The organism is Sulfuriferula sp. GW1 (assembly GCF_047300855.1).
GTDB lineage: Bacteria > Pseudomonadota > Gammaproteobacteria > Burkholderiales > Sulfuriferulaceae > Sulfuriferula.
In genome coordinates this window covers 2,767,589-2,793,407 of sequence record NZ_CP170197.1, presented here as the reverse complement: position 1 = coordinate 2,793,407, position 25,819 = coordinate 2,767,589, and the positions used below count along the sequence as shown (strand labels likewise).

Genomic DNA, 25,819 nt, shown 5'->3' with positions numbered 1-25,819 from the left:
GATGCGCGATCTACCTTTGGGCTTATTCGAAGAATTTCATGTTGAAGCGTTCCAGCAGCTGCGCCGTTTCAAACAACGGCAGGCCCATTACGCCGGAATAGCTGCCCTCCAGATGTTCAATGAAAGTCGCTGCGCGCCCCTGTATGGCATAACCGCCCGCCTTGTCAAAAGGCTCGCCGCTACTGGTGTAGGCGAGAATTTCACGTTCGCTGAGCGGCTTGAATTTGACTGTCGACGTGCTCAGTAAAGCCTCGCATCGATCTTCGTATGTCACTGAGACTGCCGTGACAACCTGATGGCTGCGGCCAGCGAGTCTGCCCAGCATGTCAATCGCCGCATTCAGGCCCAGTGGCTTGCCGAGAATTTCGTCATCCAGGATTACCGTGGTGTCGGCGCCGAGTACCGGATAGTGCGGAATATGACGTTCTATGACGCGCTGCCAGCCAACGTCGGCCTTGGCGCATGCGATGCGCTGTGCATAATCCTGCGGCGATTCGCCAGGTCGTGGTGTTTCATCGACGTCGAGGCGGCCGCCGGATTCACGCAACAGCAACACTTCGTGACGCACGCCAATCTGACGCAGCAACTCGCGGCGGCGTGGCGAACGGGAGGCGAGATAAATGCGTGAATCAATATGCGCCATGTTAGGTCTTATTCCCGGTGGTAAGGATGGTTCTGAGTCACGCTCCAGGCGCGATATAGCTGTTCCGCCAGCATCACCCGCACCAGTCCGTGCGGCAGGGTAAAGCGTGACAGCGCAACCAGTTTATCGGCACGTTGCTTGATATCTTGATGCAAGCCGTCAGCGCCCCCTATGACGAAAGCCGTGTCGCGCCCGGCGCCTTGCCATTCACGCAGCGCATCGGCCAGTTCCAGTGTGGTGAGCTGAGTGCCATGCTCATCCAGTGCCCACGCTGTGGCGTCGCGCGGCAGCGCAGCGAGGATACGGTCGCGCTCGGCTTCCTTGATCTGCTCACCGGTCTTGCCGCTGGCGCGTTTCTCCGGCTTGAGTTCAATCAGCTCAATGCTGTTCTCGCGCGGCATGCGCCTGGCATATTCGGCAAACCCGGCTTCGATCCACGCTGGCATTTTCTGTCCCACCGCGATGATGCGCAGCTTCATGGAACGGCTCAGCCCGCTGCGTTGCGTTTATTGCGCTGATCCTGCGCTGCGCTCCAGAGCTCTTCCAGGTTGTAGTACTGGCGTACGGCAGGTTGCATCACATGCACGATTACGCTGCCCAGATCGAGTAGCACCCATTCCCCTGACTCCAGGCCTTCAATGCCTTGGTCAGGGACGCCTTTTTCTTTGAGTTTTTCCTGCACATTATGAGCCAGCGCCTTGGTTTGACGCGTGGAGTCTGCACTGGCGATGACCATGCGGTCAAACATGGAGGTGAGGGGGGTGGTGTCCAGAACCACGATATCCTGGCCTTTGATGTCTTCCAGTGCGTCGACGACTGCAGCAGTGATTTCGTTGATATCCATTAATTTTCCGGTAAATATAGTTGGTTGGCCTGAATATAGTCGAGAACCACGTTAGGCAGCAAATAACGTGGGCTGCGTGCGGCACGCAAAGTGTCACGGATGTGCGTGGCGGAGATATCCAGTGCGGTGATCGGACGCGTCACCAGCAGCCCCGCCGCAGCACTGGTCAGGTCTTGCGGGTGCGCCATGCGCGCTTCCAGTTCGGCGCGCAGCACCTCGGGCATGGCGTCTTTCCAGGTGCTTTGCGGAAAGCCGGGACGATGCGCGACTGCGATGTGCGCCAGTGCGAACAAGTCCTGCCAGCGGTACCAGGTGGTCAGGCCCAGGAACGCATCGGCGCCCAGCAGCAGGCACAAGGGCTGGGTGGCGCCCAGTTCGTCACGCAATGAGGCGAGCGTCTCCACCGTGAAAGACAAACGCGGTAACCCGACTTCGCGGTTGTCCAGCACAAAACGTGGATTGCCGGCAATGGCCAGCTGCACCATCTGCAACCGGTGATGCGCGTCGGTGCGCGGACGGGTGCGATGCGGCGGCGTGCCCGCCGGAATGAAATGCACCGTGGCGAGTTCCAGCGCCTCGGCCATTTCCTCCGCCAGACGTAAATGGCCGAAGTGGATCGGGTCGAAAGTGCCGCCGAAAATGCCGATGGGTTTCAATGGCTGTGCGTGAGGCTATGCATCTAAAGGCGATTTGCCACAGAGAGCACAGAGGGCACCGAGCGTGATGTAGGCAGCTGTTCTCTGTGGGCTCTGTGCTCTCTGTGGCATGAAGTGCTTTGGGTTTTTATCCGCGCACATGGCCATCGCCCAACACAACCCATTTCTGCGAAGTCAGCCCTTCCAGTCCGACCGGGCCGCGCGCGTGGATTTTGTCGGTGGAAATGCCGATTTCAGCACCCAGGCCATATTCGAAGCCGTCGGCGAAACGGGTGGAGGCGTTCACCATCACGCTGCTGGAATCCACTTCGCGCAGGAAGCGGCGCGCGCGCGTGTAGTCCTCGGTGACAATCGCATCGGTATGCTGCGAACCATACGTGTTGATATGCTCAATCGCTGCGTCCATGCCGTCCACCAGACGGATGGAGATGATGGGGGCGAGGTATTCGGTGACCCAGTCCTCATCCGTCGCCGCATTCATCGCCACAATCCGGCGCGATGCCTCGCAGCCGCGCATTTCCACGCCCTTGGCGGTGTAGATGGCGGCGATCTTTGGCAATACGGTGGCTGCAACTCCTTGAGCCACCAGCAGTGTTTCCGTCGTATTGCAGGTGCCATAACGGCTGGTTTTGGCGTTGTCGGCAATGCGCACCGCCTTGTCCAGATCGGCGCGGTCGTCTATGTAGACGTGGCACACGCCATGCAAATGCTTGATCACCGGAATGCGCGCATCGTTCATCAGGCGCTCGATCAGCCCCTTGCCGCCGCGCGGCACGATCACGTCTACATAATCCCTCATGGTAATGAGTTCGCCCACAGCTGCGCGATCGGTGGTTTCGATGACCTGGACTGCAGTCTCCGGCAATCCGGCGGCGGCCAGCCCTTCGCGCACGCAGGCGGCAATCGCCTGGTTGGAGCGGATCGCCTCGGAACCGCCGCGCAGGATGGCGGCGTTGCCGGATTTCAGGCACAGCCCGGCGGCGTCGGCGGTCACATTGGGACGCGCTTCATAAATGATCCCGATCACCCCCAGCGGCACGCGCATCTTGCCCACCTGGATGCCGGAAGGGCGGTATTTGAGGTCGCTAATTTCGCCTACCGGGTCGGGCAATGCGGCGATCTGCAACAGACCTTCCACCATGCCGGCCACTGATTTGGCATTCAGCGCGAGGCGGTCGAGTAACGCCTCGTCCAGTCCATGGGCACGCGCAGCGGCCATATCCTCGGCATTGGCGGCGAGCAGTTTGTCGGCGTCGCGCTGGATGGCTTGCGCCATGACGGTGAGCGCCTTGTTTTTGGTGTTGGTATCGGCGCGGGCTACGGCGCGAGAAGCGGCGCGGGCAGCACGTCCCATATCCTGCATATAGGCTTTGATGTCCATATCAAATCCAGAGGTAAATGTCGAACCCGGATTTTAACCCGGAACCGCAATATGCTGCTTGGGTGACTTTGCAGGTGGGTCAGGCAGCGGACACGCTGAAGAACAAGTCATTCTGTCAAAAATACAGGTTCCTGATCGGCAGGCATCTGCGCCAGCTCCCCGGGGGTGAGCCGCGCATAAATCTCGATCAGGTAGCCACTCGGGTCGCGCAGCCACAGTTCGTGCAGCGGGGTGCCGCGCCAGGTGGTGCGCGGCGGTTTGACGATTTCGGCGCCGGCTTGCCGGGCGCTGTGGGCAGCCGCAATCACCGCAGCCTTGTCGGCCACGCCCAGCCCCAGGTGATACAGGCTGTAGGTGTCCAGTGCCTCGCCCCGGTCATTCACCAGCAGCACCATGTTCAGGTGCAGATGCGGCACGATGAAGGTGCTGAATCGGGCCGTACGGTCTTTCGGTTCGACGCCGAAAAACGCGGTATAAAATTTCGTGCTGTGTTCCAGATCGGTGACGCGCAGGCTGAGATGGAACTCATGTGCTGGGGGAAACCGGCTCGTGTCAGGCATGTGATTGACCTCTACTAATGGGCAGGGGAGAGACGCGCGGATCTGGTTGGCGGCGCGATTTTCAACGCCAGTTGACCGAGCGCATCCCACACATCGCCGCTTTGCAAACCTTTGATGGTGCGGTCTATCGCGGCGGCATCGTGCAGCGCCTGGGTGAGCGTGGCCAGACTGACGCGGGCGAGCGCCTTGTCCACCAGTGCCTGGCGCGACTCCCATACTCCGGCTTCGCGCATCAGCTGGGCGATGGGCTGGCCGCTGGCCTGGCCAGCCTTGATGCGGGTCAGGATGCGCAGTTCACGGGTGAGAGTCCACAGGATCAGCACCGGCGTTTCACCTTCATTGCGCAGGCCGTCGAGCATGCGCATCAGGCGCGGCACATCGCCCGCCAGCAGCGCATCGGAGAGCTTGAAAACATCATAACGCGCCACATCGAGCACGGCTTCGCGCACGTTCTCGAAAGTGATGTTGCCGGGCGGAAATAGCAGGGCAAGCTTGCGGATTTCCTGTTGGGCAGCAAGCAGGTTGCCTTCCACGCGTTCGGTCAGAAAACGCAGCGTCTGGCTGTCGGCTTGCAGGTTTTGCGCGGCCAGCCGCGTACCGATCCAGCGCGGCAGCTGGTCGATGGTCACCGGGTTCACGCCGACCACGACACCGCTGGCATCCAGCGCAGTGAACCATTTGGCGTTGGTGGACTGGCGGTCGAGCTTGGGCAGCGTAATGAGCGTGATGGTGTCTGCAGGCAGCCTGGCGCAATAGGCTTGCAGGGCCTTGCCGCCTTCCAGCCCAGGCTTGCCGGAGGGAATGCGGATATCGGCCAGGCGCAGGCTGCCGAACAGGGAGAGATTGTCGCCGGCAGAAAGCAGATCGTTCCAGTTGAAACGGCCTTCCACGGTGTGCACTTCACGTTCGCTGTAGCCCGCGGTACGGGCGCTCGCACGCACCATGTCCGCGGCCTCCAGCGCCAGCAGCGGTTCGTCGCCATATATCGTATAAAGCGGCTGGAGGCCGCGTGCCAGGTGCTGGGCGAGTTGCTCCGCCTTGACGCGCATGCTTATTTGGCGCTGGCGATACGCTGCATGATCTGCTGTGCAGCGTCTTTCTGCATGTCGCGGTAAAGCAGTTGCTCTTCTGCGCCCTTGGCTAGAACCTGGGCATCGTTATAAGTCATGTCGCGCGCCAGCAGCAGACTGGCAGGCGCCAGGATAACTTTGCCCTTGGGTGTGATGAGCTGGTATTGCACGCGGTATTGCAGCTGGAATTCGCGCACCCGGCCGATGCCGGACAGGGCCACGATTACCTTGCTGTTCTGCACCGACATGATATCAATCACGCTTTCCGCCTTTTCCGCGCTGGGCGCCAGGCGACCGGCATGGCCGAGGCGCAAGGCGGCTTGCAGCGCCGCCGCCAATCCATCCTGTCCGCCCTGCACATAAACGGATCGATACGGCAGTTCTATTTGCCCGCGCAGATGAAAGCCGCAGCCGGCGATGAATATGACGCTAAGGACCACCAGCCATAACCGGCCGGGAAGAATGTTTTTCATGCTGTCTCCAATTGAGTTCAGACTACGATATTGACCAGTCGTCCCGGAACCACAACCACTTTTTTCGGAGCTTGTCCGGCCATGAATTTTTGTGCTGCCTCGTGCGCCAGCGCCAGTTGTTCGATGACCTCGCGGCTGGTGGATTTGGCGACGGTGAGCTCGCCGCGCAGCTTGCCGTTGACTTGCAGCACCAAGGTGATCTCATCCTGCTCCAGCGCAGATTCGTCCACTTTCGGCCAGGCCTGATCGAGTAACCGGGTGCCCGGTTGAAGTGCTGTCCACAACGCTTCGCATGCATGCGGCACGATGGGTGCGAGCATCAGCACTGCGCCTTCCAGTACTTCCTGCGCCACGCTGTGTGCAGCCGGACTGGCGTCAGTCATTTTACTCAATGCATTGAGCAATTCCATGACTGCGGCGATGGCGGTGTTGAACGTTTGGCGCCGGCCGTAATCATCGCTGATTTTTTTGATTGCACTGTGCAGTTGGAAACGCAGCGCTTTCAGTTCGGCGGATACTTCACCGCCGCTATAGGCGGGTACCACTCCGGTGCTGACGTGATCATGCACCAGCTTCCACAGCCGTTTCAAAAAGCGGAATGCACCTTCCACGCCGGCATCCGACCATTCCAGACTTTGCTCCGGCGGCGCGGCAAACATCATGAACAGACGCGCGGTATCGGCGCCGTAGCCGTCGATCAGCAGTTGCGGATCGACGCCGTTGTTTTTTGATTTGGCCATTTTTTCGGTGCCGCCGATGACCACCGGCAGGCCGTCGGCCTTGAGCACGGCATCCAGCGGACGGCCGCGCTCATCCATGCGCACGTCGACCTCGGACGGATTGATCCAGTCTTTTTTGCCGTCGCCAGCGTCGCGGTAAAACGTCGGCGCGATGACCATGCCCTGGGTGAGCAGGCGCGTAAACGGTTCGCTCGATTGCACCAGGCCCTCATCGCGCATCAGCTTGTGGAAAAAACGCGCATACAGCAGATGCAGAATGGCATGTTCAATGCCGCCGATGTACTGATCCACCGGCAGCCATTTGTCGGCGCGCGTATCCAGCATGGCGTTGCCGCAATCGTAGCTGGCGTAGCGCGCGTAATACCAGCTCGACTCGACGAAGGTGTCCATGGTGTCGGTTTCGCGCCGCGCCGGTTGGCCGCATTTCGGGCAGGTGCATTGGTAAAACTCGGGTATTTTCGCCAGCGGCGAGCCCGCGCCGGTGACTACCACGTCTTCCGGCAGCACCACCGGCAACTGGTCGTCGGGCACCGGCACATCGCCGCAGGTGGCGCAGTGAATGATCGGGATCGGGCAGCCCCAGTAGCGCTGGCGCGAGATGCCCCAGTCGCGCAGGCGGAACTGGGTGCGTTTGCTGCCCAGTCCTTTGGACTGCAAGTCGGCGGCGATGGCTTCCAGCGCAGCATCGAAATCCAGGCCGTCGTATTTGCCGGAATTGATGCATACGCCATGATCGCCGTAAGCATCTAGCCAGGGCGCAACCACGGTTTCATATGCGCCGCTGCTGGAAGCGATCACGGTTTTTACCGGCAGCCTGTATAGTTCGGCAAATTCGAAGTCGCGCTCATCGTGCGCCGGTACCGCCATCACCGCGCCTTCGCCATAACCCATCAGCACATAATTGGCGACCCATACCGGGAGTTTTTCGCCGGACAGCGGATGGGTGACGAACAGGCCGGTGTCCATGCCTTTCTTGGCTTGCGTGGCGATATCGGCTTCGGCCACGCCGCCGCGTTTGCATTCGGCGATGAACTCGGCCAGCGCCGGATTGCCGGCAGCGGCGCGGGCGGCGAGCGCATGTTCGGCGGCGACCGCCACATAGGTTGCGCCCATCAGCGTATCCGGACGCGTGGTGTAGACCTTGAGCACGCCGGGCTCGCCGATGCTTGCAGTGTCGTAGGGGAAATGCACTTCACAGCCGAAGCTTTTGCCGATCCAGTTGCGTTGCATGGTTTTGACCTGCTCCGGCCAGTCCGGCAGGGTGTCCAGGCCGCTCAGCAGCTCATCAGCGTAGGCGGTGATGCGCATGAAGTACATCGGGATGTCGCGTTTTTCCACCAGCGCGCCGGAACGCCAGCCGCGTCCGTCGATCACCTGCTCGTTGGCGAGCACGGTGTTGTCCACCGGATCCCAGTTGACCGAAGCGGTTTTCTTGTAGATCACGCCTTTTTCGAACAGGCGCGTGAACAGCCACTGCTCCCAGCGGTAATACTCGGGCTTGCAGGTGGCGAGCTCGCGTTCCCAGTCGATCGCCAGGCCGAGGCTCTTCAACTGGGTGCGCATGTGATCGATGTTGGCGTAGGTCCATGCGGCGGGCGGCACGCCGTTTTTCAGCGCGGCGTTTTCCGCAGGCAGGCCGAACGCGTCCCAGCCCATCGGCTGCATCACGTTATAGCCCTGCATGCGGTGGAAACGCGCCAGCACATCGCCGATGGTGTAGTTGCGCACGTGCCCCATGTGCAGCTTTCCGGAAGGGTAGGGGAACATCGACAGGCAGTAGTACTTGGGCTTGTCGGAAGTCTCGACGGCCTTGAAGGCAGCGGATTCAATCCAGCGGCGCTGGGCGTCCGCCTCGATTTTCTGGGGTTGGTATTGGGCTTCCATGAGATGCGATAAACGGCGCTGGCAAAAGTCCGATTATACCCTGTCGAACTGGCGGTGCGTGGACAGCGGGACAGCTTAAAAGCTATACTGCCGCGATTATATTCGGCTTTTTCATAGTTCTTAACTGGAGCGCATCATGTCCAAGAAACACCCCGTTATCGCCGTGACCGGTTCTTCCGGCGCAGGCACCACCACCGTCAAGCGCGCGTTCGAGCACATTTTCCACCGCGAGAACATCAGCGCCGCAGTGATCGAAGGCGACAGCTTTCACGCACTGAGCCGTACGGAATTCAAGGCGGCGATGAAAAAAGCCGAAGCTGCGGGCAACAACCATTTCAGTCATTTCGGTCCGGAATCCAACCATTTCGACAAGCTGGAAGAACTGTTCAAAAGCTATGGCAAGAACGGCAAGGGCAAAAAACGGTATTACCTGCATAGCGATGAAGAGGCGGCGCAGCACAACCAGCGTCTCGGCACCAAGCTGTCCGCCGGTGAATTCACGCCGTGGGAAGATGTACCTTCCGGTACCGACCTGCTGTTTTACGAAGGCCTGCACGGCCTGGTTTCGCATGGCAAGATAAACGTCGCCAAATATGTCGATCTGGGCGTGGGCGTGGTGCCGGTGGTCAACCTGGAATGGATCCAGAAAATCCACCGTGACGCGGCCGAGCGCGGCTACTCCGCCGAAGTCATCGTCGACACCATCATGCGTCGCATGCCCGACTACGTGAACTACATCACCCCGCAGTTCTCCCACACCCACGTCAATTTCCAGCGCGTGCCCACGGTGGATACCTCCAACCCGTTCATCGCGCGCGACATCCCCACGCCGGACGAGAGTCTGGTCATCATCCGTTTCAGCCACCCCAAGGGCGTGGACTTCCCCTACCTGATCAACATGATTCCCAACTCCTTCATGTCGCGCGCCAACACCCTGGTGGTACCGGGCGGCAAGATGGGTTACTCGATGGAGCTGATCCTCGGGCCGATAATCGAAGACATGATTGCCGCCAAGAAAAAAGCCTGATTGACCTGACTCATCGTGCAATAAGAACGCCGGGTTCGCCCGGCTTTCTTATTGGGATTACGGAATTTGTTGTAAAACGTTCGCAGGATTGCCCGCAGAAGAGTCTAAATTGAAGCGGCTGATTTCGACCCGTTTGAGGCGGTTGCGATCGATTTAAATGCCTGGACAACGTGGCATATTGGATTGCGCCCACAACTTGAGCCGCTTCGTTACTACCATAGCCGCTTATGGTTGCTTCCTGCTGAAAACAGTTGTCGGGTGGATCTTTCATCCGACTAGAAAACGCAGCCTTTGCACGGCGCATGCCCAAAGCAGTCACTGAAAATCTCAGAAAATCAAAGTGCTGCTGTTGGGCTCAAGGCACTCTTGGTTAACAAGCCAACATCAACCAAGGTGCTCTTGATGCCGTAAGATCGGAAGCCCTCATACATCCACCATTTAAGTATTTTTTCGTCGACACCGATTTCCTGCAGAAGTAGAGCATGGTAAAGGTATGAGAGCGCATTGCTCTTCTTGTCTAGACTTGCAACAAACTCTCTATAATTTCCGTCCTGCCGCTGTCCCCCAAAATGCGAAATGTCATTACGGCTACGAGCGCAATCAGCAGCAAATTGACGAAGCATCTTTTCGTCCAGGTTGAGCGGAAGACCCTTGAAGGTCTCAAAAATCCGTTGCTCCAACGCCGGTTCGTCGGTATGCCCTAACCTGTTTTCTAGCCATAGTTTATCTTTCCTGTCTGTAACCTGATCCAAAATTCGTTGAATTTTTTTCTTGAACTTACTTGGTGCCGGAGATTCGGGGGTCTTCCGTCTATGCAGCGACTCAATGCCCCATATCAAATTAACAAACCGGTGTTCAGGATATAGCTGAATGCCGCGTCGCGCACCTAGGTACAGATAGAACCCCGGGCCAAAAATCTCCCGCTTCTTCTTCCAGGTAGAGAAGATTTGACCAAAGTTCTCGCGAAGCTGTGCAAAGTTAGTCCAGCATTCATGCCAGGCTGGAGCGGTGGCAGGGCTACTATTTCGCAAAAAATAGAATCGATAATTTTCGTCTTTCCCGTAAGAAAGTAGTGGCCAGTCGAGGCAATAGTCTGAATCCGTCAGCAGGATAAACAAATCTTCCATGAGGCCATATAGATTCTTCATTCCTTCAAGTAGATCGCTCTGCTTCGGGGCGTAGCAAATTGATCCATCTTCGCTCAGGGTGAGGTTATGCATCTTCTGCTTGCCTAGATACGGGCCTGAGATGTCGTATTTGATCGATAGAATGCCGTCATCCAGAGGATACGAGATGTTTTTGGGAAGCTTGTATTTTGCGGAGATACCGGATTTCGTTCTGTTAGTCTCAATGGAGCCAAGCCGTAACCATTCCTCAAATCCATTTAAGGTGACCTGAAGCTTGCGAAACCGCAATGGCTCATCTGTTTGTGGAAACGGGCCACTTCCAACGAGACAATTTATTGCTAGGTATTTCTCGTATGAAATTCCGTTTGATTTGAACTGCCCTCCATTCTTGACAAGCCCCATGAGAAGCGCAAATTTGTTGCTACCTTTCAGTATCCCTTGAATACCCTTGTCAGGTGGAAAGAATTCTCTATGATCAAACAAGGCGGCGAGGGGATCTTCATCACTCGAGAGAACACCATCCAATTCAAGCTCAACCCGACCTTCTTCGTCAATTTTCAGGATGCCAGCAACGGATGACTCTGGCGCAAAGTGCCCCTTTGGAATTGGCTCGTCGTGCCACCAGAAATAGCCGCGCTCTTCGAGAATGATCGTCTTCAATGTGACTCCGTTTAGGGGGAAAAAAGAATCTCAAGTCAGAGCTATCAGAACACGCCATTCAGCGCCTAGTGTCCCGACTATTTGAGAAAAGTTTTCTCGCTCAAAGCTAGGGCCACATGGTTGTGGTCTCGCTACACTTGCGACAGAACTCGTCAAAAGAGCCAAGGCAAGCATGCTTGCACTTAGCCATCTTTCAAGGAACTCCATTCGTGAGTCTCGCATTTGTTGACCTGAAAATCATATTTTACGTGCTATCGGAAGACCCTTCCCACAGGAAAAACTTTACCAACCGATGGGCCAAAGGGGGCGTTGGGTTATCACGAAGGTCTGTCTTTGGTACACAACTGCCCATCGCCTGGGTTTCTTCCTGGCCAAATGCCGTCCTCGATGTTCCCTTATGCTCGCCGGCCTGCACCCGTCCTGCTCCGCGCCAGCATGAACACCAGCGTCACCAGCAGCGCCGCTGCGCCGCCGTTGTGGGCGACGGCAATCGGCAGCGGCCATTGCAGCAAAATGTTGGATAGCCCGCTGGCGAATTGCAGGGCGATCAGCGCCAGGAGTATGAGGGCGGGCCGGGTCAGCGTCGGGCTGCGGCGGGCGCGCAGGCCGAGCCAGCCCAGGTAGGCGATGACGACGACAGCGAACACGCGGTGGGTCCAGTGGATGGCGACCAGTGCGTCGTGGCTGAGTAGCGCGCCGCTGGCGGTTTTGCCGAGCGCGCGCCACAGCGTGAAGCCGTGCCGGAAGTCCATGGCCGGGATCAGCTGGCCGTTGCATAACGGGAAATCGGTGCAGGCGAGCACCGCGTAGTTGGTGCTCACCCAGCCGCCCAGCGCGATCTGCACTGCGAGCAATACAATGCCGAGCACGATCCACGGGCTGAGCCGGCTGGCTGCGGCATCGTGCGAAGCTGCAGGCTGGCTGCGCGCGGCGAGCCAGGCCAGCGACCCGAGCAGGGTCAGTCCGAGCAGCAGGTGCAGGGTGACGATCACCGGCTGCAGTTTGAGCGTCACCGTCCACGCGCCGAATGCGCCCTGCACGCACACCAGTATGAACAGCGCGGTGGCCGGCCACGGCGATTGGCGCAGCTCGCGCCGTTTGAACCACGCCAGCCCCATCAGCGCGATAATCAGTACGCCCACCATCATTGCCAGGTAGCGATGGATCATCTCGATCCAGGCCTTGGCCCAGGTCACCGGCCCGCTCGGCATCAGCGCCTCGGCAGCGTGGATGCTGGCATGGGCGAGGAAGGGATTGGCGGTGCCGTAGCAGCCCGGCCAGTCCGGGCAACCCAGGCCGGAGTCGGTGAGCCGGGTGAAGCCGCCGAACAGGATCAGATCGAAGGTGAGGAACAGGGTCAGCCACACCAGCTGGCGGTAGCGGTCGCGGCGCCCCTTGACCCAGGCGTAACTCAGCGGCAGCAATGCAATCATGAGTCCGGTCAGCGCCAGTTGCAGCCACTGCTGGTCCGACGCCATGCCCATCCCTATGCCCATTATTAGCCCACCATGAAAGCGACGAAGGCGACTTCGTCGCCGTCCTTGAGCTGGCTGTCGGCGTCCACAAACTGTTTATTGACGGTGATCTTGAGTGACTTGTTGTCGATCAGAGCGCTGTGCCAGGCTGCGCCGCGCTGTGCCAGGGCAGCGCACAGGTCCGACACGGTGGTCTGGGCTGACGGCAGTTCGAAATCCTCGGAGGCGCCGCCGAGCGCATCGACCAGATGGCCGAAATACAGAATGTGCAGCATGTTATGACTCCAGTTCCAGGCCTTCGGCTTCCCAGCATTCCAGTCCGCCTGCCATATTGTAGACGTGCTCAAACCCCATCTGCTTCAGCACCCAGGTCGCCATCGCCGAGCGCCCGCCGGCCTGGCAGTAGAGCAGGATGGTCTTGTCGCGGGCGTTGCACAGGCGCGGGTCGCGGTACTTGTAGCCCGGGTCGGCGGCGCCTTCGAGCAGGCCGCGCGGGATGTTGATGGCGCCGTGTATGTGGCCTTGTGCGAATTCGTCGGCTTCGCGCACGTCCACCACCAGCACGTCGCCGGATTGCAGATTTTCATGGGCGGATTCGGCGTCCCACTCTTCGATATGGCTGCGCGCTTCTTTTATAAAACAGCCGAGTTGCTTGGGCATATATAATCCTTGTTTACTGAATGAATCTAAAACAGCTTTGGCCACGGAGAGCACAGAGTACGCAGAGAAAAAGCAGCGCATTGCTTGTTTTTTCCAGATACATCCGGAGGAAAACAATTCTCCTCAAAGCCCGTGACCACTCCGTGGCCTTTGTGTTCTCTGTGGCTTCACGTTTTTAGGATGAATCCGAAAAAACCGCATGGCGGTCACCGGGCGTACGCCTGTGTTCGCTTTTATCTCTGCGAGCTTTCTGCCCTCTGTGACGAATTTTTTAGAATAATTGCCATCTGAAAGTTTAACATGACCTCCCTACTCGACGGGCTCAACCCCGAGCAACTTGCCGCCGTGACCCTGCCGGGCCAGTCGGCGCTGATCCTGGCCGGAGCAGGCAGCGGCAAGACGCGCGTGCTCACCACGCGCATCGCCTGGCTGATTCAGACGGGGCAGGTCTCGCCGTTGGGCATCCTGGCGGTGACCTTTACCAACAAGGCGGCGAAGGAAATGCTGACGCGCCTGACCGCGATGCTGCCGATCAACACGCGCGGCATGTGGGTGGGCACTTTTCACGGCTTGTCCAATCGCCTGCTGCGCACCCACCACCGCGAGGCCGGGCTGCCGCAGCTGTTCCAGATTCTGGATACGGCCGATCAGCTCTCCGCGGTCAAGCGCCTGCTCAAGTCGCTCAATGTGGACACCGAGAAGTTCGAGCCGAAGAAAGTGCAGTACTTCATCAGCGGCAACAAGGAAGCCGGTCTGCGCCCGCAGCAGATCGAGGTGTTCGACCCCTACACGCGGCGCCTGGTGGAGTTCTACGCCGCCTACGACGAGCAGTGCAACCGCGAGGGTGTGGTCGATTTTCCGGAACTGCTGCTGCGTTCCTACGAGCTGCTGGCCCGCAACGACATGTTGCGCGCGCATTATCAGGAGCGCTTTCGCCACATCCTGGTGGACGAGTTTCAGGACACCAACCGTCTGCAATACCGCTGGCTGAAGCAGTTCGCCGGGGCGCAATCGGTGCTGATGGCGGTGGGCGACGACGACCAGTCGATCTACGCCTTCCGTGGCGCGCATACCGGCAACATGAACGAATTCCAGCGCGATTATGCCGGCGACAACGTGATCAAGCTGGAGCAGAACTACCGCAGCCACGGCAACATTCTCGACGCCGCCAACGCGCTGATCACGCAGAACCAGTCGCGCCTCGGCAAGAACCTGTGGACAGCGGAAGGCAGCGGCGAGCCGATCCGCGTGTTCGAGGCGTATTCCGACCAGGAAGAAGCCGGCTTCATCGTCGAGGAAGTCAAGGCACTGCAACGCGAAGGCACGGCGCTGGTGGACATGGCGCTGCTGTATCGCTCCAATGCGCAATCGCGCGTGCTGGAGCATGCGCTGTTCAGCGCCGGAGTGCCGTATCGCGTGTACGGCGGGCTGCGATTTTTCGAGCGCCAGGAGGTCAAGCACGCGCTGGCCTATTTGCGTCTGCTGGCCAACCCGGACGACGACGGCGCGTTCAGCCGCGTGGTCAATTTCCCCACCCGCGGCATCGGTGCGCGCACGCTGGAACAATTGGCCGATGCCGCCCAGGCGGGCGGGACGAGCCTGTGGCAGGCCGCGCGCGCCAGGGCCGATGCCAGCAAGGACAGCACCAAAGGCTTGCCGGGTTTTGTCGCCTTGATGCTGGCCATGCAGGACGCCACCCAGGGGCTGCCGTTGCCGGAAGTGATCGAGCACATGCTGCATGCCAGCGGCCTGGCGGCGCATTACCAGGCCGAAAAAGAAGGCGCCGATCGGCTCGAAAACCTGAACGAGCTGATCAACGCCGCGACCGTATTCGCCAACGATCCGGAAGCGATGGCCGAGCTCGACGAGGTCGGCGGTCCGCTGGCGAGCTTTCTTGCGCACGCCGCGCTGGAAGCGGGCGACCACCAGGCCGGCGCGGGCACCGATGCGCTGCAACTGATGACCGTGCACGCCGCCAAGGGTCTGGAATTCCATGCGGTGTTTCTGGGCGGACTGGAAGAGGGCCTGTTTCCGCACGAGCAGTCCATGAACGAGCAGGACGGCATCGAGGAAGAACGCCGTCTGATGTATGTGGCGATCACCCGCGCGCGCCGCAGGCTGTATTTAAGCCATGCGCAAAGCCGCATGCTGCACGGGCAAACGCGCTATGGCATCGTGTCGCGCTTTATCGGCGAACTGCCGCCGGCATTGCTGAAACTGGTCAATGCCCGGCGCAATGCAGCCGTTCCGGCCAGCTATGACAGCTACGTGGCACCGGCATCCAGGGCGCGCAGCAACGCCTCGCCCTGGCGCATCGGCATGAACGTACGCCACGCCAAATTCGGCCTCGGCGTGGTGGTCAACGTGGAAGGGCAGGGCGACGACACGCGCGTGCAGATCAACTTCGGCGGCGCGAACGGGATGAAGTGGCTGGCGCTGGAATACGCCAAGCTGGAACCTGCCTGAGGGGACAGGCGGTTGTTTTCGGGACGCGTTGCCGACACGCTTGACGTGCGCGCCTGTCGGGATAAGGAATAACCAGTTTCCGCTATCCAGCCGGCTTTGTCGGGAACCACCCGGCCATCTGCCACACTAAATTTCTTACCTGTCTGGAAAATAGGGGGAAAAATGCAGCTGGCTTATTTATTAAAGGACATCCAAGCCTATCCGTGGCTGACTTTCGCATTGGTGACGATAGGCGTTGTGGTGCTGGCGTTGATTGCTTATGCGGTCATTTATGCGATGTTGCGCCGCCTCACGCGTTCTAACACCGTGACCAGTGTGGTAGTGGATTACACGGCCTGTCCGGCCAGGCTGGTGCTGCCCTTGCTTGCCGTGAAACTGGCCCTGCCTGCGGCGCTCGACGGATTGCGTCATCAAGAGATTTTCAGTGACCTTGTGGCGATGTCGTTGACGCTGTCGATCACCTGGCTGGTGATGCGCGCCATTGCCGGGGTGGGAGAAGCCGTGATACGGCTCCACCCGACGGATACCAGCGACAATATGCATGCGCGGCAAATACAGACCCAGACGCGGGTGTTGACGCGCACGCTGATGTTTTTCGTGCTGCTGATCGGGCTGGCTTCGGCGCTGATGGTGTTGCCAGGCATGCGCCAGATCGGCGGCAGTCTGCTGGCGTCGGCCGGGGTTGCCGGCATTGCCGCGGGCCTCGCCGCCCGGCCGGTGCTGGGCAATCTGATTGCCGGCCTGCAAATCGCGTTGACGCAGCCCATCCGGCTCGACGATGTGGTCATCATGGACAATGAATGGGGCCGTATCGAGGAAATTACCTCGACTTATGTGGTGGTGAAAATATGGGATGAGCGGCGCCTGATCGTGCCGCTGCAGTGGGTCATTGAGAATCCATTCCAGAACTGGACGCGCAGCACATCGCAACTGCTCGGCACGGTGCTTTTGTGGCTCGATTACCGCTTGCCGCTGGCGCCGTTGCGTGAAGAGCTGATGCGCGTTTGCAAGTCAGCGCCGGAATGGGACCAGCGCGTGTCAATGATCCAGGTGGTCGACAGCAATGAACATGGCATGCAGATTCGCGCACTGATCAGTGCTCCCGATGCGTCGCGGAGATGGGATTTGTCTTGTCGGGTGCGCGAGGCGTTGATCGATTTTGTGCAGTGCGAATACCCGGAATGCCTGCCGCGCGTTCGTGCCGAGGTCGGACGATCAGAACGCCACCCGGAGACGGCCCAGCCTGCTCCGCCCCCTCTTCGCGCAGGCAAGGGCGACTCGACAGCAATCAAGGAACCCCAGACCCCAAACGGCCCGGCGTAGGTGCCCCGGCGTCTGGAGCATCAATTCACGCGGGCAGGGTTGGGCGACTCAACCGCAATCAAGCAGCCAGTTCAAGCCATCCGGGCTATAACCTTAGAGTAGTGACTCGGGCACGGGAAATCTCGCATGCCCGGTAAAGGAGACCCGCATGGAAGCCGTCTGGCTGCAGCACTACCCCCGAGGCGTTCCGGCGGAAGTCGACATCTTCCGCTTCGCCTCGCTCAAGGACATGCTCGAACAAAGTTGCGGGCGGTTCCGCGAGCGCCCCGCCTTCACCAACATGGGGGTCACCCTGAGCTATGGCGAACTTGACCGCCTGTCCCGCGATTTCGGCGCCTACCTGCAGAAGGTGGCCGGATTGCGCAAGGGCGACAGGCTGGCCATCATGCTGCCCAACCTGTTGCAATACCCGGTGGCGCTGTTCGGCGCGCTGCGCGCCGGCCTGGTGGTGGTCAACGTCAACCCGCTCTATACCGCGCGCGAACTGCAACACCAGCTGGCCGACTCCGGTGCGGTGGCCGTGGTGGTGCTGGAGAACTTCGCGCATACCTTGCAGGAGGTCGCCGCGACAACCGCCGTGCGCCACATAGTCACCACCCGCGTGGGCGACCTGTTCCCGCCGGTCAAGGCGTGCCTGGTCAACTTTGTCATCAAGCGGATCAAGCGCATGGTGCCGCGCTGGGATCTGCCGGGCGCCACGGCCTTCAACACCGCACTGAAACTCGGCGCGCGCCACACGCTGAGCGATGTGCCGCTCACGCATGAGGATATCGCTTTCCTGCAATACACCGGCGGGACGACCGGTGTAGCCAAGGGCGCGATGCTGACCCATGGCAACCTGGTGGCCAACGTGGAGCAGACTTCGGCCTGGGTCGGCGGCACGCTCAAGGAAGGCGAGGAGGTGGTCGTCACGCCGCTGCCGCTCTATCATATCTTCGCGCTCACGGCCAACCTGCTGCTGTTTGTGAAGTGGGGCGCGAACGACGTCCTCATCACCAATCCGCGCGACATTCCGCGCTTCGTGCGCGAACTGCGCAACACCCGCTTCACCGCCATCGTCGGCGTCAACACCCTGTTCAATATGCTGCTCAACGCGCCCGGCTTCGACAAAGTGAAGCGGGCCAACGCCGGCGCGCTCAAGGTGGCGGTAGCGGGAGGCATGTCGGTGCAATGCGCGGTGGCGGAGCGCTGGCAGAAGACCATGGGGGTGGCGCTGATCGAGGGCTACGGCCTGACCGAGGCTTCTCCCATCGTGTGCGCCAATCCGCTCGACGCCAGGGCGTTCAGCGGCAACATCGGCATGCCGATCCCCTCCACCCGGGTGACGATGCGGGACGAGGCGGGGCGCGAGCTGCCGCTGGGCGAGGAGGGCGAACTCTGCGTGCAGGGGCCGCAAGTGATGCGCGGCTACTGGAACATGCCGGAAGAAACTGCTCGCGTCCTCGGCGCCGACGGCTGGCTGCGCACCGGGGACATCGGCGTGATGGACGCGCACGGCGCCATCCGCTTCATCGACCGCTGCAAGGACGTGATCGTGGTGTCGGGCTTCAAGGTCTACCCCAACGAGGTCGAGGAGGTGATGATGATGCATCCCGGCGTCAGGGAAGCGGGCGCGGTGGGCGTCCCGGATGAGAAGAGCGGCGCGGCGGTCAAGGTCTTTGTGGTGAAGAAGGATGCGGCGCTCACCGCCGCCGCAGTGATTGCACACTGCAAGGCGAACCTGACCGCGTACAAGGTGCCGAAGCAGGTGGAATTTCGTGACAAGCTGCCCAAGTCCGCCATTGGCAAGATTCTGCGCAGAGAGCTGAAACAGGAGCACGCCGCCTCCGCCAGTGCCGCCCTCCGAGCCTGCGATGCCTGAGCGTAGCCAGGATCGTCAAGCGTCTCGCTGGCTGGCGCGCGGCGTGCTGGCTGCGGCGCTCCTCGTCCTGCTGGCGGGATACGTGCCGGAGCGCTACTACGAAGCCGCGCTGGTGCTGCAGGATTTTGCCGCGGCGCAAGGCCCTTCTCGGCTCAAGCAGACCACCGCTGCGCCGCTGCGGCGCAGCATTTCCTACACGGTGTCGGGGCGCTTGCACCGCGCCGACCTGTATCTGCCGGGTACGCTGGACGGTTGCGTCTCCCCGGCCGCTGTTGAACCACGGGATACGGCCGCGCGCGGCAAGCACTGCCCGCGCGCCGCCATCGTGGTGGTGCCCGGCGCGGTGCCGCTGGGCAAGGACGACCCGCGTCTCACCGCTTTCGCTGCGACCCTGGCGCGTGCCGGCTTTGCGGTACTGGCGCCCGACCTTGCCGGTTTTCGGGAATTGCGCATCCGCCCCGCGAACGCGCGCGAGATCGCGGACGCGTTCGCCTACCTGGTCAGCCGCCCCGAACTTGCCCCCGGCGGCCGCGCCGGTATGTTTGCCTTCAGCTACGCAGTCGGCCCCACGCTGCTCGCCGCGCTGCAACCCGACATCCGCGAGCAGGTGCGCTTCATCGTGGGCGTGGGGGGTTACTATGACCTGCCGCGTGCAATGCGCTTCTTCACCACCGGCTGGTTCGAGCATGCGGGCAAGTGGCACCACATTACCCCGGACGACACCGGCAAAATGGTGTTGCTTTATTCCAGCCTGGGCTACCTGGCGGACCAGCGCGACGGCGCAGTATTCGACCGCATGGTGGCGCTGCGTAGCCGGGATCCGCACGCCGACCTGACGCCGCTCGCCGCGCAGTTGAGCGCCGCTGGCCGGGCGGTGTACGCGCTGGCCGCCAACAGCGATCCCGCACGTTTTCCGGAACTGCTGGCGCAGCTGCCGGCGGCCATGCGCGCGGACATCGCCCGCCTCGACCTGTCGCGTCACGACCTGAAGCAGCTCAAGGCACAGCTCATCCTGGTGCACGGCAAGAATGACAATCTCATTCCTTACCCGGAAAGCCTCGCGCTCGCCGCCGCCGCGCCGAAGGGGCAGGCAACCGTGTTTATCATCCATCGCGTGCTCGGGCATGTGGACCTGAGCATTCCGCATCTGCTGTCGTGGCGTTTCTGGAGCGAGGATCTGCCCGACCTGTGGCGGCTGTGGCGGGTGATCGACCTGCTGCTCGCGCAACGCCAGGAGGCGGCATGAGTGGGGCGGCATGCCGACCCACGCGCCAAGGCGCTCGGCCTGTGGCTGCTGGGCGCGGCGCCATGCGCTATAAAGCAGGCATGATGGAGGCAGACATGACGATTTCCAACCACGCCGAGGCGCAGCAACTGCTCGATGTCGTACGCGGTCTTGCGCACGAACTGCGCCCCGGCGCGAATGGCATCGACCGCCTGGGTCTGGATCATGCGCTGGAGCGCGATTTCGGTCTGGACAGCCTGGCGCGCGTGGAACTGCTCGCCCGCATCGAGCGCGAACTGGGCGTCAGGCTTGGTGAGGCAGCATTCGCCGAGGCTGAAACGCCGCGCGATCTGCTGCGGCAAATGGCGGGTGCTGCCGCTGGTGGGGCGCCCGCCCCGGCCGGGATACCGGCGACGGTTGCGGCTGGGGTCGAGTCTGCGCCGCAAACCGCCGCCACGCTGATCGAGATGCTCGACTGGCATGTCGCGATGCACGGCGAGCGGACGCATATCACGCTCTATGTCGAGGACGAGCGCAGCGAGGACATCAGCTATCGCATGCTGCAGGCAGAAGCCCGGGCGCTGGCTGCCGGGCTGCTCGCCCAGGGTCTGGGCGCGGGAGGCCGGGTCGCGCAGGGATCAGGTGCTGGCGACCGGGTCGCCATTATGCTTCCCACCGGACGCGGGTTTTTCGCCGCATTCTATGGCGCGCTCTACGCCGGCTGCGTGCCGGTGCCGCTGTACCCGCCGGCGCGTCCTGCGCAAATCGAGGATCACATGCGGCGCATCGCCGGCATCGTCGCCAATGCCGGGGCCGCCATGTTCATCACCGACGACCGTGCCAAGCTGCTCGGCCACCTGCTGCGTGCGCAGTGCGCCTCGTTGCGCGCCGTCGCGACCGTCGCGGATCTGTCCCTTCCGGGCGCGGTACCGCCCTTGCCGCGCGTGGACGCGCAGGATATCGCCTTGCTGCAGTACACCTCCGGCAGTACCGGCAACCCCAAGGGGGTGGTGCTGACCCACGCCAACCTGCTCGCCAACCTGCGCGCGATGGAGCGCGCCTCAGGGGTTACCGCTGCCGACATCTTCGTGTCCTGGCTGCCGCTGTATCACGACATGGGGCTGATCGGCGCTTGCCTGGGCAGCCTCAGCGCCGGATTCCGGCTGGTGTTGATGTCGCCGCTCGCCTTCCTCGGCCGTCCGGGGCGCTGGTTGTGGGCCATCCACCAGCATCGCGCCACCGTCTCGGCGGCGCCCAACTTCGCCTACGAACTGTGCGCCAACAAGCTCGACGATCGCGACCTCGGCGGCCTCGATCTGAGCTGCTGGCGGCTGGCCTACAACGGTGCGGAGCCGGTCAGTCCCGAGACGATCGCGCATTTTGCCGCGCGCTTCACCCGCTTCGGCTTCCGTCCCGATGCCATGACGCCGGTCTACGGCCTGGCGGAATCCTCCGTGGGGCTGGCGTTTCCGCCGCCCGGTCGCGGGCCGCTGATCGACCGCGTGGACCGCGGCGCGCTCTCGACCACAGGCATCGCCCGCGCCGCCCGGGCGGAGGATACGCACGCGCTGCGCATTGTTTCCTGCGGCCTGCCACTGCCCGGCAACGCCATCCGCATTGTCGATGGCGGCGGGCGCGAACTGCCCGAACGCACGCAAGGGCGCGTGCAGTTTCGCGGGCCATCCGCGACCGGCGGCTATTTCCACAATCCCGAGGCGACGGCGCGCCTGTTCGACGGACCGTGGCTGAACAGCGGCGACCTGGGCTATCTCGCGGCAGGCGAGCTCTATCTCACCGGGCGCGAGAAGGACATCATCATCCGCGGCGGGCACAACATCCACCCGCAGGAACTGGAAGAAGCCGTAGGCCAGGTGCGTGGCGTGCGCCGCGGCGGGGTGGCGGTATTCCCGGCGACCGACGCGAACCAGGGCACGGAGCGGCTGGTGGTGCTGGCCGAGACGCGTGCGCCGGTTGCATCCGAGGAACGCAGCCGGATACTGGCCGAGATCAATCGCCTCGCCGTCGACCTGATCGGCATGCCGGCCGACGATATCGTATTGGCCCCGCCACGCACTGTGCTGAAGACCTCCAGCGGCAAGATTCGCCGTGCCGCCTGCCGCGAACGCTACGAACGCGGCGAGCTGTTCAGCGCGCAGCGCGCGCCGTGGCGGCAACTGGTGCGGCTGGCCGGCGCCGGTGCCGCAGCGCAAGCCAGCCGCCTGCTGCGGCGCGGCGCCGACTGGCTATGGAGCGCCTGGGCCTGGACCGTTTTCGTCGCCATCGTGCCCTTCGCATGGCTATTGATCGTGCTGGCCCCAGCCCTTGCGCTGCGCCGGAAAATCGCCAGGGCGAGCGCACGCTTCGCGTTGGCGCTGGCCGGCCTGACGCCGCGGGTGCAGGGTTTGCAATACCTCGCCGGCCACGGCCCGGTGATCGTGGTGGCTAACCATGCCAGCTACCTGGATGCGCTCATCCTCAGCGCGGCCCTGCCGCCCCGGTTTGCCTATGTGGCCAAACAGGAGTTGCTGCGCAAGCCGGCCGCCGGCATTCCGCTGCGCCGGCTCGGCAGCACTTTTGTCGAGCGTTTCGACAGCGTGCGCAGCGTGGAGGATACACAGGGGCTGGAGGCACGCGCGCGCGCCGGCGAATCACTGGTTTTTTTCCCCGAAGGTACTTTCCAGAGCCAACCGGGACTGCTGCCGTTCAGGATGGGGGCGTTCGTCGTTGCCGCGCGCGCAGGCACGCCCGTGGTGCCGGTCACCCTGACCGGCACCCGCACCCTGCTGCGCGGCGAAGAGTTGCGGCCGCATTACAGCGCACTCCAGGTGCTGATCGGCGCGCCGCTATCGGCTGCGGGGGAGGACTGGCAAGCCGCGCTGCAATTGCGCGATAGCGTGCGCCGCCGGATACTGGCGCAGCTGGGGGAACCCGACGCGGCCGTCTGACACCCCAGGTGGGGCAATACGCCGGTCAAGCATGCCAACATTGCCGCTATTTTGACGATCAGCGCCGGTTCCTGGCTTCCTTGCCCTGCTCACGCGCCACCAGGCGGGAGAGCGCCCCCAGCTCCTCCGCCAGCAATTCGAGCAGGTCGTCCAGCGCCAGAATGCCGACCAGGCTGCCATCCTCGCCCACCACCGGCATGCGGCGTACTCCCTGGTCGCGCATGTAGCGAATGGCCTCGAACACGCCGGTTTTTTCCGGGATGGTCGCCAGATCGGGCACCATGATGTCGCCCACGGTGAGCGCGGCAGGATCAAGCCCGGTGGCGACCACTTCCACCACCACATCACGGTCGGTCACGATGCCGGCCGGTTTGCGGCGGCCCCCCTCTTCGGTGACCACGATCACGTCACCGACGTGGTGCTGGCGCATGAGCCGGGCCGCTTCGCCGATCGTGGTTTCTGGCGCTACGACGATGACCTCGCGGTTGCAGATTTCTCCGATAGCCATGACGATTTCCCTTCCTTCAATGAGAGTTTATGCGGCGCAACGTACCCTAATGCAGTTCTTCGTCTTCATCATGATGGAACAGCAACTCTTCCAGTTCGACCTTGACGGGTTCGCCCAGCGGCTGTTCGCGCACGTCCAGCGCCTGGAACAGCCACTGGCTGTCCTCCAGCCAGCAGTGGCCGAACTGTTCCTGGAAAAAACATTCCTTGGGTTCCATGGTTCGCGCCTTTCGTATGGACATACTCTATGATTCAGTCTGGCACATTATGAAAATTACGCCATCACCCGCGAAAAGCGAGGAGACAATTCGATGACTCTGGATGATCTTTGCCTGTTCGCCCTTGATACCAGCCGCCCATACGGCGAGCGGGTGGGCAAGGCCCTGGGGATAGCGCTTTGCGCGCATCAGGAACGCGAGTTCGAGGACGGCGAACACAAGGCCAGGCCGCTGGAAAACGTGCGCGGCAAGGATGTATATGTGATCCAGTCGCTCTACGGCGAGCCGGGTATGAGCGCCAACGACAAGCTGGTGCGCCTGCTGTTCTTCATCGGCGCGCTGAAGGACGCTTCCGCAGCCCGGGTCACCGCCGTCTGCCCCTATCTGGCCTATGCCCGCAAGGACCGCAGGAGCAAGTCGCGCGACCCGGTCAGCAGCCGCTATGTGGCCCAGCTGTTCGAAGCGCTGGGCACGGACCGGGTGCTGACCCTGGACGTGCACAATCTCGCCGCCTACCAGAACGCCTTCCGCATCCCGGCCGAACACCTGGAAGCCAGCGGGCTGTTCGTGGCCTGGTTCGCGGCACGGCTGCAGGACGAAGCTGTTGTGGTGGTTTCGCCGGACGTGGGCGGGGTGAAGCGGGCGGAAGCCTTCCGTCAGGCCCTGGCCCGTGCGCTCGGCCGGCCCGTCACCGCCGCCTTCATGGAGAAGAGCCGCAGCGAAGGCGTGGTTTCCGGCGCAGCGGTCGTGGGTGACGTGGGCGGCAGGACGGCCATCATCATTGACGACCTGATCAGCACCGGCACCACGCTGGCGCGGGCAGCTGCCGCCTGCAAGGCGCTGGGGGCGAACCGGGTGTACGCCGCAGCCAGCCACGGCGTGTTCGTCGGCGCGGCGGGCCAGGTGCTGGCCGACCCGGCGCTGGACAAGGTACTGGTCACCGACACCATCCTGCCTTTCCGGCTGCCGCCGGCGCTGCTGGACAGCCGGGTGGAGGTGCTGGCGTCCGCCCCCCTGTTCGCCGAGGCCATCCGGCGCCTGCACAGCGGGGGTTCGCTGGTCGAACTGCTGGCAGGTGCCTAAGCGTCAGCTTGCTGCCGCAGCCGCATGCCGCTGCGCCAGTTCCAGGTATTCCATGGTGGTTTCCACCCATTTCTTGTGGGGATGGCGCCCGTCATCGCGCAGGTGCCAGATGGCGAGCGTGGCACGCAAGACCGCCCGCCAGCTTTGATAGAAATGGAGCAGGGCGGCGGGCGGGACGTCGCCACTCGCTTCGGTATATCTTTCCAGCAGCCAACGGCCCACTTCCGGAGCGTGCAGCCGCTCGCACTCCAGGGCCAGATAGCCCAGCTCGTCCGCCGGATCGAGGATGCGGTATTCGCGGTTGAACTCCAGGCAGTCGATGACGACCGGTTCGGGCAGCAGGCACACGTGCTCCGGTCTGAGATCGCCGTGGCCCTCGACGATGCGGCCCTGGCGCACGCGGCTATCGAACAGCCCGGCGTGGGTTTCCAGGAAGCCGAGTTGGAAGCGGGCGAGGCGCTCCGGCACGTCTTTGTCCAGTCCGAATTCCGCGCTGGTGAGCTCCCGCAGATTAGCCTTGATGCGCTTGGCCAGGTGCTGTCGATACGCCTCAGGCGTGATGGCATCAGTCGCCGCTGCGGCATAGAAGAGGGCGAGCCGGCGAGCCAGCAGGTTGATTTCCGCTGGTTTGACTGCCCCGCTCCGGATCAGATGATCGAGCATGCGTTGCGCCGGTAAGCGTCGCATCTGCACCAGCCAGTCCACCGCCTCCCCCAGCCCGCCGACGCTCAAGCGGCCCTCCGCACCGAGTACCAGCGGGATCACGCCCAGATAGACATCGGCAGCCAGACGGCGGTTGAGCCGCACCTCCTGCTCGCAGTCCAGGCGGCGCGCCTCGACGGTGCTGAAGTCCAGGTAGTCGTAACGCACCGGCTTCTTCAGCTTGTAAGCATGGGCATCGGTGAGGAAGACCCAGGACATGTGAGTCTCCACCGCTTCCACCCGGGATGGCGCTTCAGGGTAAGCGCCCGGCCGTCCCAGGAACGCGACC

23 protein-coding genes are annotated in these 25,819 nt (G+C 62.0%); 7 read left to right on the top strand and 16 right to left on the bottom strand.

The window, feature by feature from the left end; translation table 11 throughout:
- Positions 1–22: 22 nt before the first annotated feature.
- The 9 genes from ACFDAU_RS13860 to leuS form a co-directional block, all read right to left on the bottom strand.
- On the bottom strand, positions 23–643 hold the full coding sequence (locus tag ACFDAU_RS13860; RefSeq protein WP_413437484.1) for a Maf family protein: 621 nt from the start codon (positions 641–643) through the stop codon (positions 23–25).
- Between the two features lie 8 nt (positions 644–651).
- Positions 652–1,122, bottom strand: coding sequence for a 23S rRNA (pseudouridine(1915)-N(3))-methyltransferase RlmH (rlmH, locus tag ACFDAU_RS13855; protein WP_413437483.1), 471 nt, complete (start codon positions 1,120–1,122; stop codon positions 652–654).
- 8 nt (positions 1,123–1,130) lie between these two features.
- The gene (gene rsfS / locus ACFDAU_RS13850; RefSeq protein WP_413437482.1) at positions 1,131–1,487 is read right to left on the bottom strand and encodes a ribosome silencing factor; all 357 of its coding nucleotides are present in this window, start codon (positions 1,485–1,487) and stop codon (positions 1,131–1,133) included.
- A complete protein-coding gene (gene nadD / locus ACFDAU_RS13845) occupies positions 1,487–2,143 on the bottom strand; it encodes a nicotinate-nucleotide adenylyltransferase (protein ID WP_413437481.1) in 657 nt (218 codons plus the stop codon). Before nadD ends, rsfS begins: the two co-directional genes overlap by 1 nt.
- Positions 2,144–2,270: 127 nt before the next feature.
- Positions 2,271–3,524: a glutamate-5-semialdehyde dehydrogenase gene (locus ACFDAU_RS13840; RefSeq protein ID WP_413437480.1), complete on the bottom strand. Its 1,254-nt coding sequence runs from the start codon at positions 3,522–3,524 to the stop codon at positions 2,271–2,273.
- Between the two features lie 107 nt (positions 3,525–3,631).
- Positions 3,632–4,084 carry a VOC family protein gene (locus ACFDAU_RS13835; RefSeq protein ID WP_413437479.1) on the bottom strand — a complete coding sequence of 151 codons (453 nt, stop codon included), beginning with the start codon at positions 4,082–4,084 and terminating at the stop codon, positions 3,632–3,634.
- Between the two features lie 14 nt (positions 4,085–4,098).
- Positions 4,099–5,133: a DNA polymerase III subunit delta gene (holA, locus tag ACFDAU_RS13830; protein ID WP_413437478.1), complete on the bottom strand. Its 1,035-nt coding sequence runs from the start codon at positions 5,131–5,133 to the stop codon at positions 4,099–4,101.
- A gap of 2 nt (positions 5,134–5,135) precedes the next feature.
- The gene (lptE, locus tag ACFDAU_RS13825; RefSeq protein ID WP_413437477.1) at positions 5,136–5,627 is read right to left on the bottom strand and encodes an LPS assembly lipoprotein LptE; all 492 of its coding nucleotides are present in this window, start codon (positions 5,625–5,627) and stop codon (positions 5,136–5,138) included.
- 17 nt (positions 5,628–5,644) lie between these two features.
- Positions 5,645–8,251 (bottom strand): leucine--tRNA ligase, encoded by a 2,607-nt coding sequence (gene leuS, locus ACFDAU_RS13820; RefSeq protein ID WP_413437476.1) that lies wholly within the window; start codon positions 8,249–8,251, stop codon positions 5,645–5,647.
- Positions 8,252–8,387: 136 nt separating this feature from the next.
- Here leuS and ACFDAU_RS13815 point away from each other — a divergent pair, with 136 nt between their 5' ends.
- Entirely contained in the window at positions 8,388–9,278 is an 891-nt protein-coding gene (locus tag ACFDAU_RS13815) for a phosphoribulokinase (RefSeq protein WP_413437475.1), read from the top strand.
- A 335-nt stretch (positions 9,279–9,613) separates the two neighbouring features.
- Here the strand turns inward: ACFDAU_RS13815 and ACFDAU_RS13810 are convergent, their stop codons facing one another.
- From ACFDAU_RS13810 to ACFDAU_RS13795, 4 genes are all read right to left on the bottom strand, one after another.
- Entirely contained in the window at positions 9,614–11,065 is a 1,452-nt protein-coding gene (locus ACFDAU_RS13810) for a HEPN domain-containing protein (protein ID WP_413437474.1), read from the bottom strand.
- Positions 11,066–11,460: 395 nt separating this feature from the next.
- Positions 11,461–12,543, bottom strand: a complete 1,083-nt coding sequence (locus ACFDAU_RS13805) for a COX15/CtaA family protein (RefSeq protein ID WP_413437472.1) — start codon at positions 12,541–12,543, stop codon at positions 11,461–11,463.
- A 20-nt stretch (positions 12,544–12,563) separates the two neighbouring features.
- Positions 12,564–12,815 carry a MoaD/ThiS family protein gene (locus tag ACFDAU_RS13800; RefSeq protein WP_413437471.1) on the bottom strand — a complete coding sequence of 84 codons (252 nt, stop codon included), beginning with the start codon at positions 12,813–12,815 and terminating at the stop codon, positions 12,564–12,566.
- Position 12,816: 1 nt separating this feature from the next.
- Positions 12,817–13,200, bottom strand: coding sequence for a rhodanese-like domain-containing protein (locus tag ACFDAU_RS13795; RefSeq protein ID WP_413437470.1), 384 nt, complete (start codon positions 13,198–13,200; stop codon positions 12,817–12,819).
- 300 nt (positions 13,201–13,500) lie between these two features.
- Between ACFDAU_RS13795 and ACFDAU_RS13790 the strand changes: the two genes are divergently transcribed.
- The 5 genes from ACFDAU_RS13790 (at position 13,501) to ACFDAU_RS13770 (ending at position 23,020) form a co-directional block, all read left to right on the top strand.
- Entirely contained in the window at positions 13,501–15,666 is a 2,166-nt protein-coding gene (locus ACFDAU_RS13790) for a UvrD-helicase domain-containing protein (RefSeq protein WP_413437469.1), read from the top strand.
- Between the two features lie 162 nt (positions 15,667–15,828).
- On the top strand, positions 15,829–16,989 hold the full coding sequence (locus ACFDAU_RS13785) for a mechanosensitive ion channel family protein (protein ID WP_413437468.1): 1,161 nt from the start codon (positions 15,829–15,831) through the stop codon (positions 16,987–16,989).
- Between the two features lie 148 nt (positions 16,990–17,137).
- Positions 17,138–18,850, top strand: a complete 1,713-nt coding sequence (locus ACFDAU_RS13780) for an AMP-binding protein (protein ID WP_413437467.1) — start codon at positions 17,138–17,140, stop codon at positions 18,848–18,850.
- Positions 18,843–20,096, top strand: coding sequence for an alpha/beta hydrolase family protein (locus ACFDAU_RS13775; RefSeq protein WP_413437466.1), 1,254 nt, complete (start codon positions 18,843–18,845; stop codon positions 20,094–20,096). Before ACFDAU_RS13780 ends, ACFDAU_RS13775 begins: the two co-directional genes overlap by 8 nt.
- A gap of 95 nt (positions 20,097–20,191) precedes the next feature.
- Entirely contained in the window at positions 20,192–23,020 is a 2,829-nt protein-coding gene (locus tag ACFDAU_RS13770) for an AMP-binding protein (protein WP_413437465.1), read from the top strand.
- A 58-nt stretch (positions 23,021–23,078) separates the two neighbouring features.
- On the opposite strand, the gene ACFDAU_RS13765 is transcribed toward ACFDAU_RS13770, so the two are convergent.
- Entirely contained in the window at positions 23,079–23,528 is a 450-nt protein-coding gene (locus ACFDAU_RS13765; protein ID WP_413437464.1) for a CBS domain-containing protein, read from the bottom strand.
- Positions 23,529–23,574: 46 nt separating this feature from the next.
- Positions 23,575–23,745, bottom strand: coding sequence for a hypothetical protein (locus ACFDAU_RS13760; RefSeq protein ID WP_413437463.1), 171 nt, complete (start codon positions 23,743–23,745; stop codon positions 23,575–23,577).
- Between the two features lie 93 nt (positions 23,746–23,838).
- Between ACFDAU_RS13760 and ACFDAU_RS13755 the strand changes: the two genes are divergently transcribed.
- The gene (locus ACFDAU_RS13755; protein WP_413437462.1) at positions 23,839–24,828 is read left to right on the top strand and encodes a ribose-phosphate diphosphokinase; all 990 of its coding nucleotides are present in this window, start codon (positions 23,839–23,841) and stop codon (positions 24,826–24,828) included.
- Between the two features lie 3 nt (positions 24,829–24,831).
- Here ACFDAU_RS13755 and ACFDAU_RS13750 read toward each other — a convergent pair whose 3' ends face one another.
- The gene (locus ACFDAU_RS13750) at positions 24,832–25,749 is read right to left on the bottom strand and encodes a hypothetical protein (protein ID WP_413437461.1); all 918 of its coding nucleotides are present in this window, start codon (positions 25,747–25,749) and stop codon (positions 24,832–24,834) included.
- Positions 25,750–25,819: the final 70 nt, after the last annotated feature.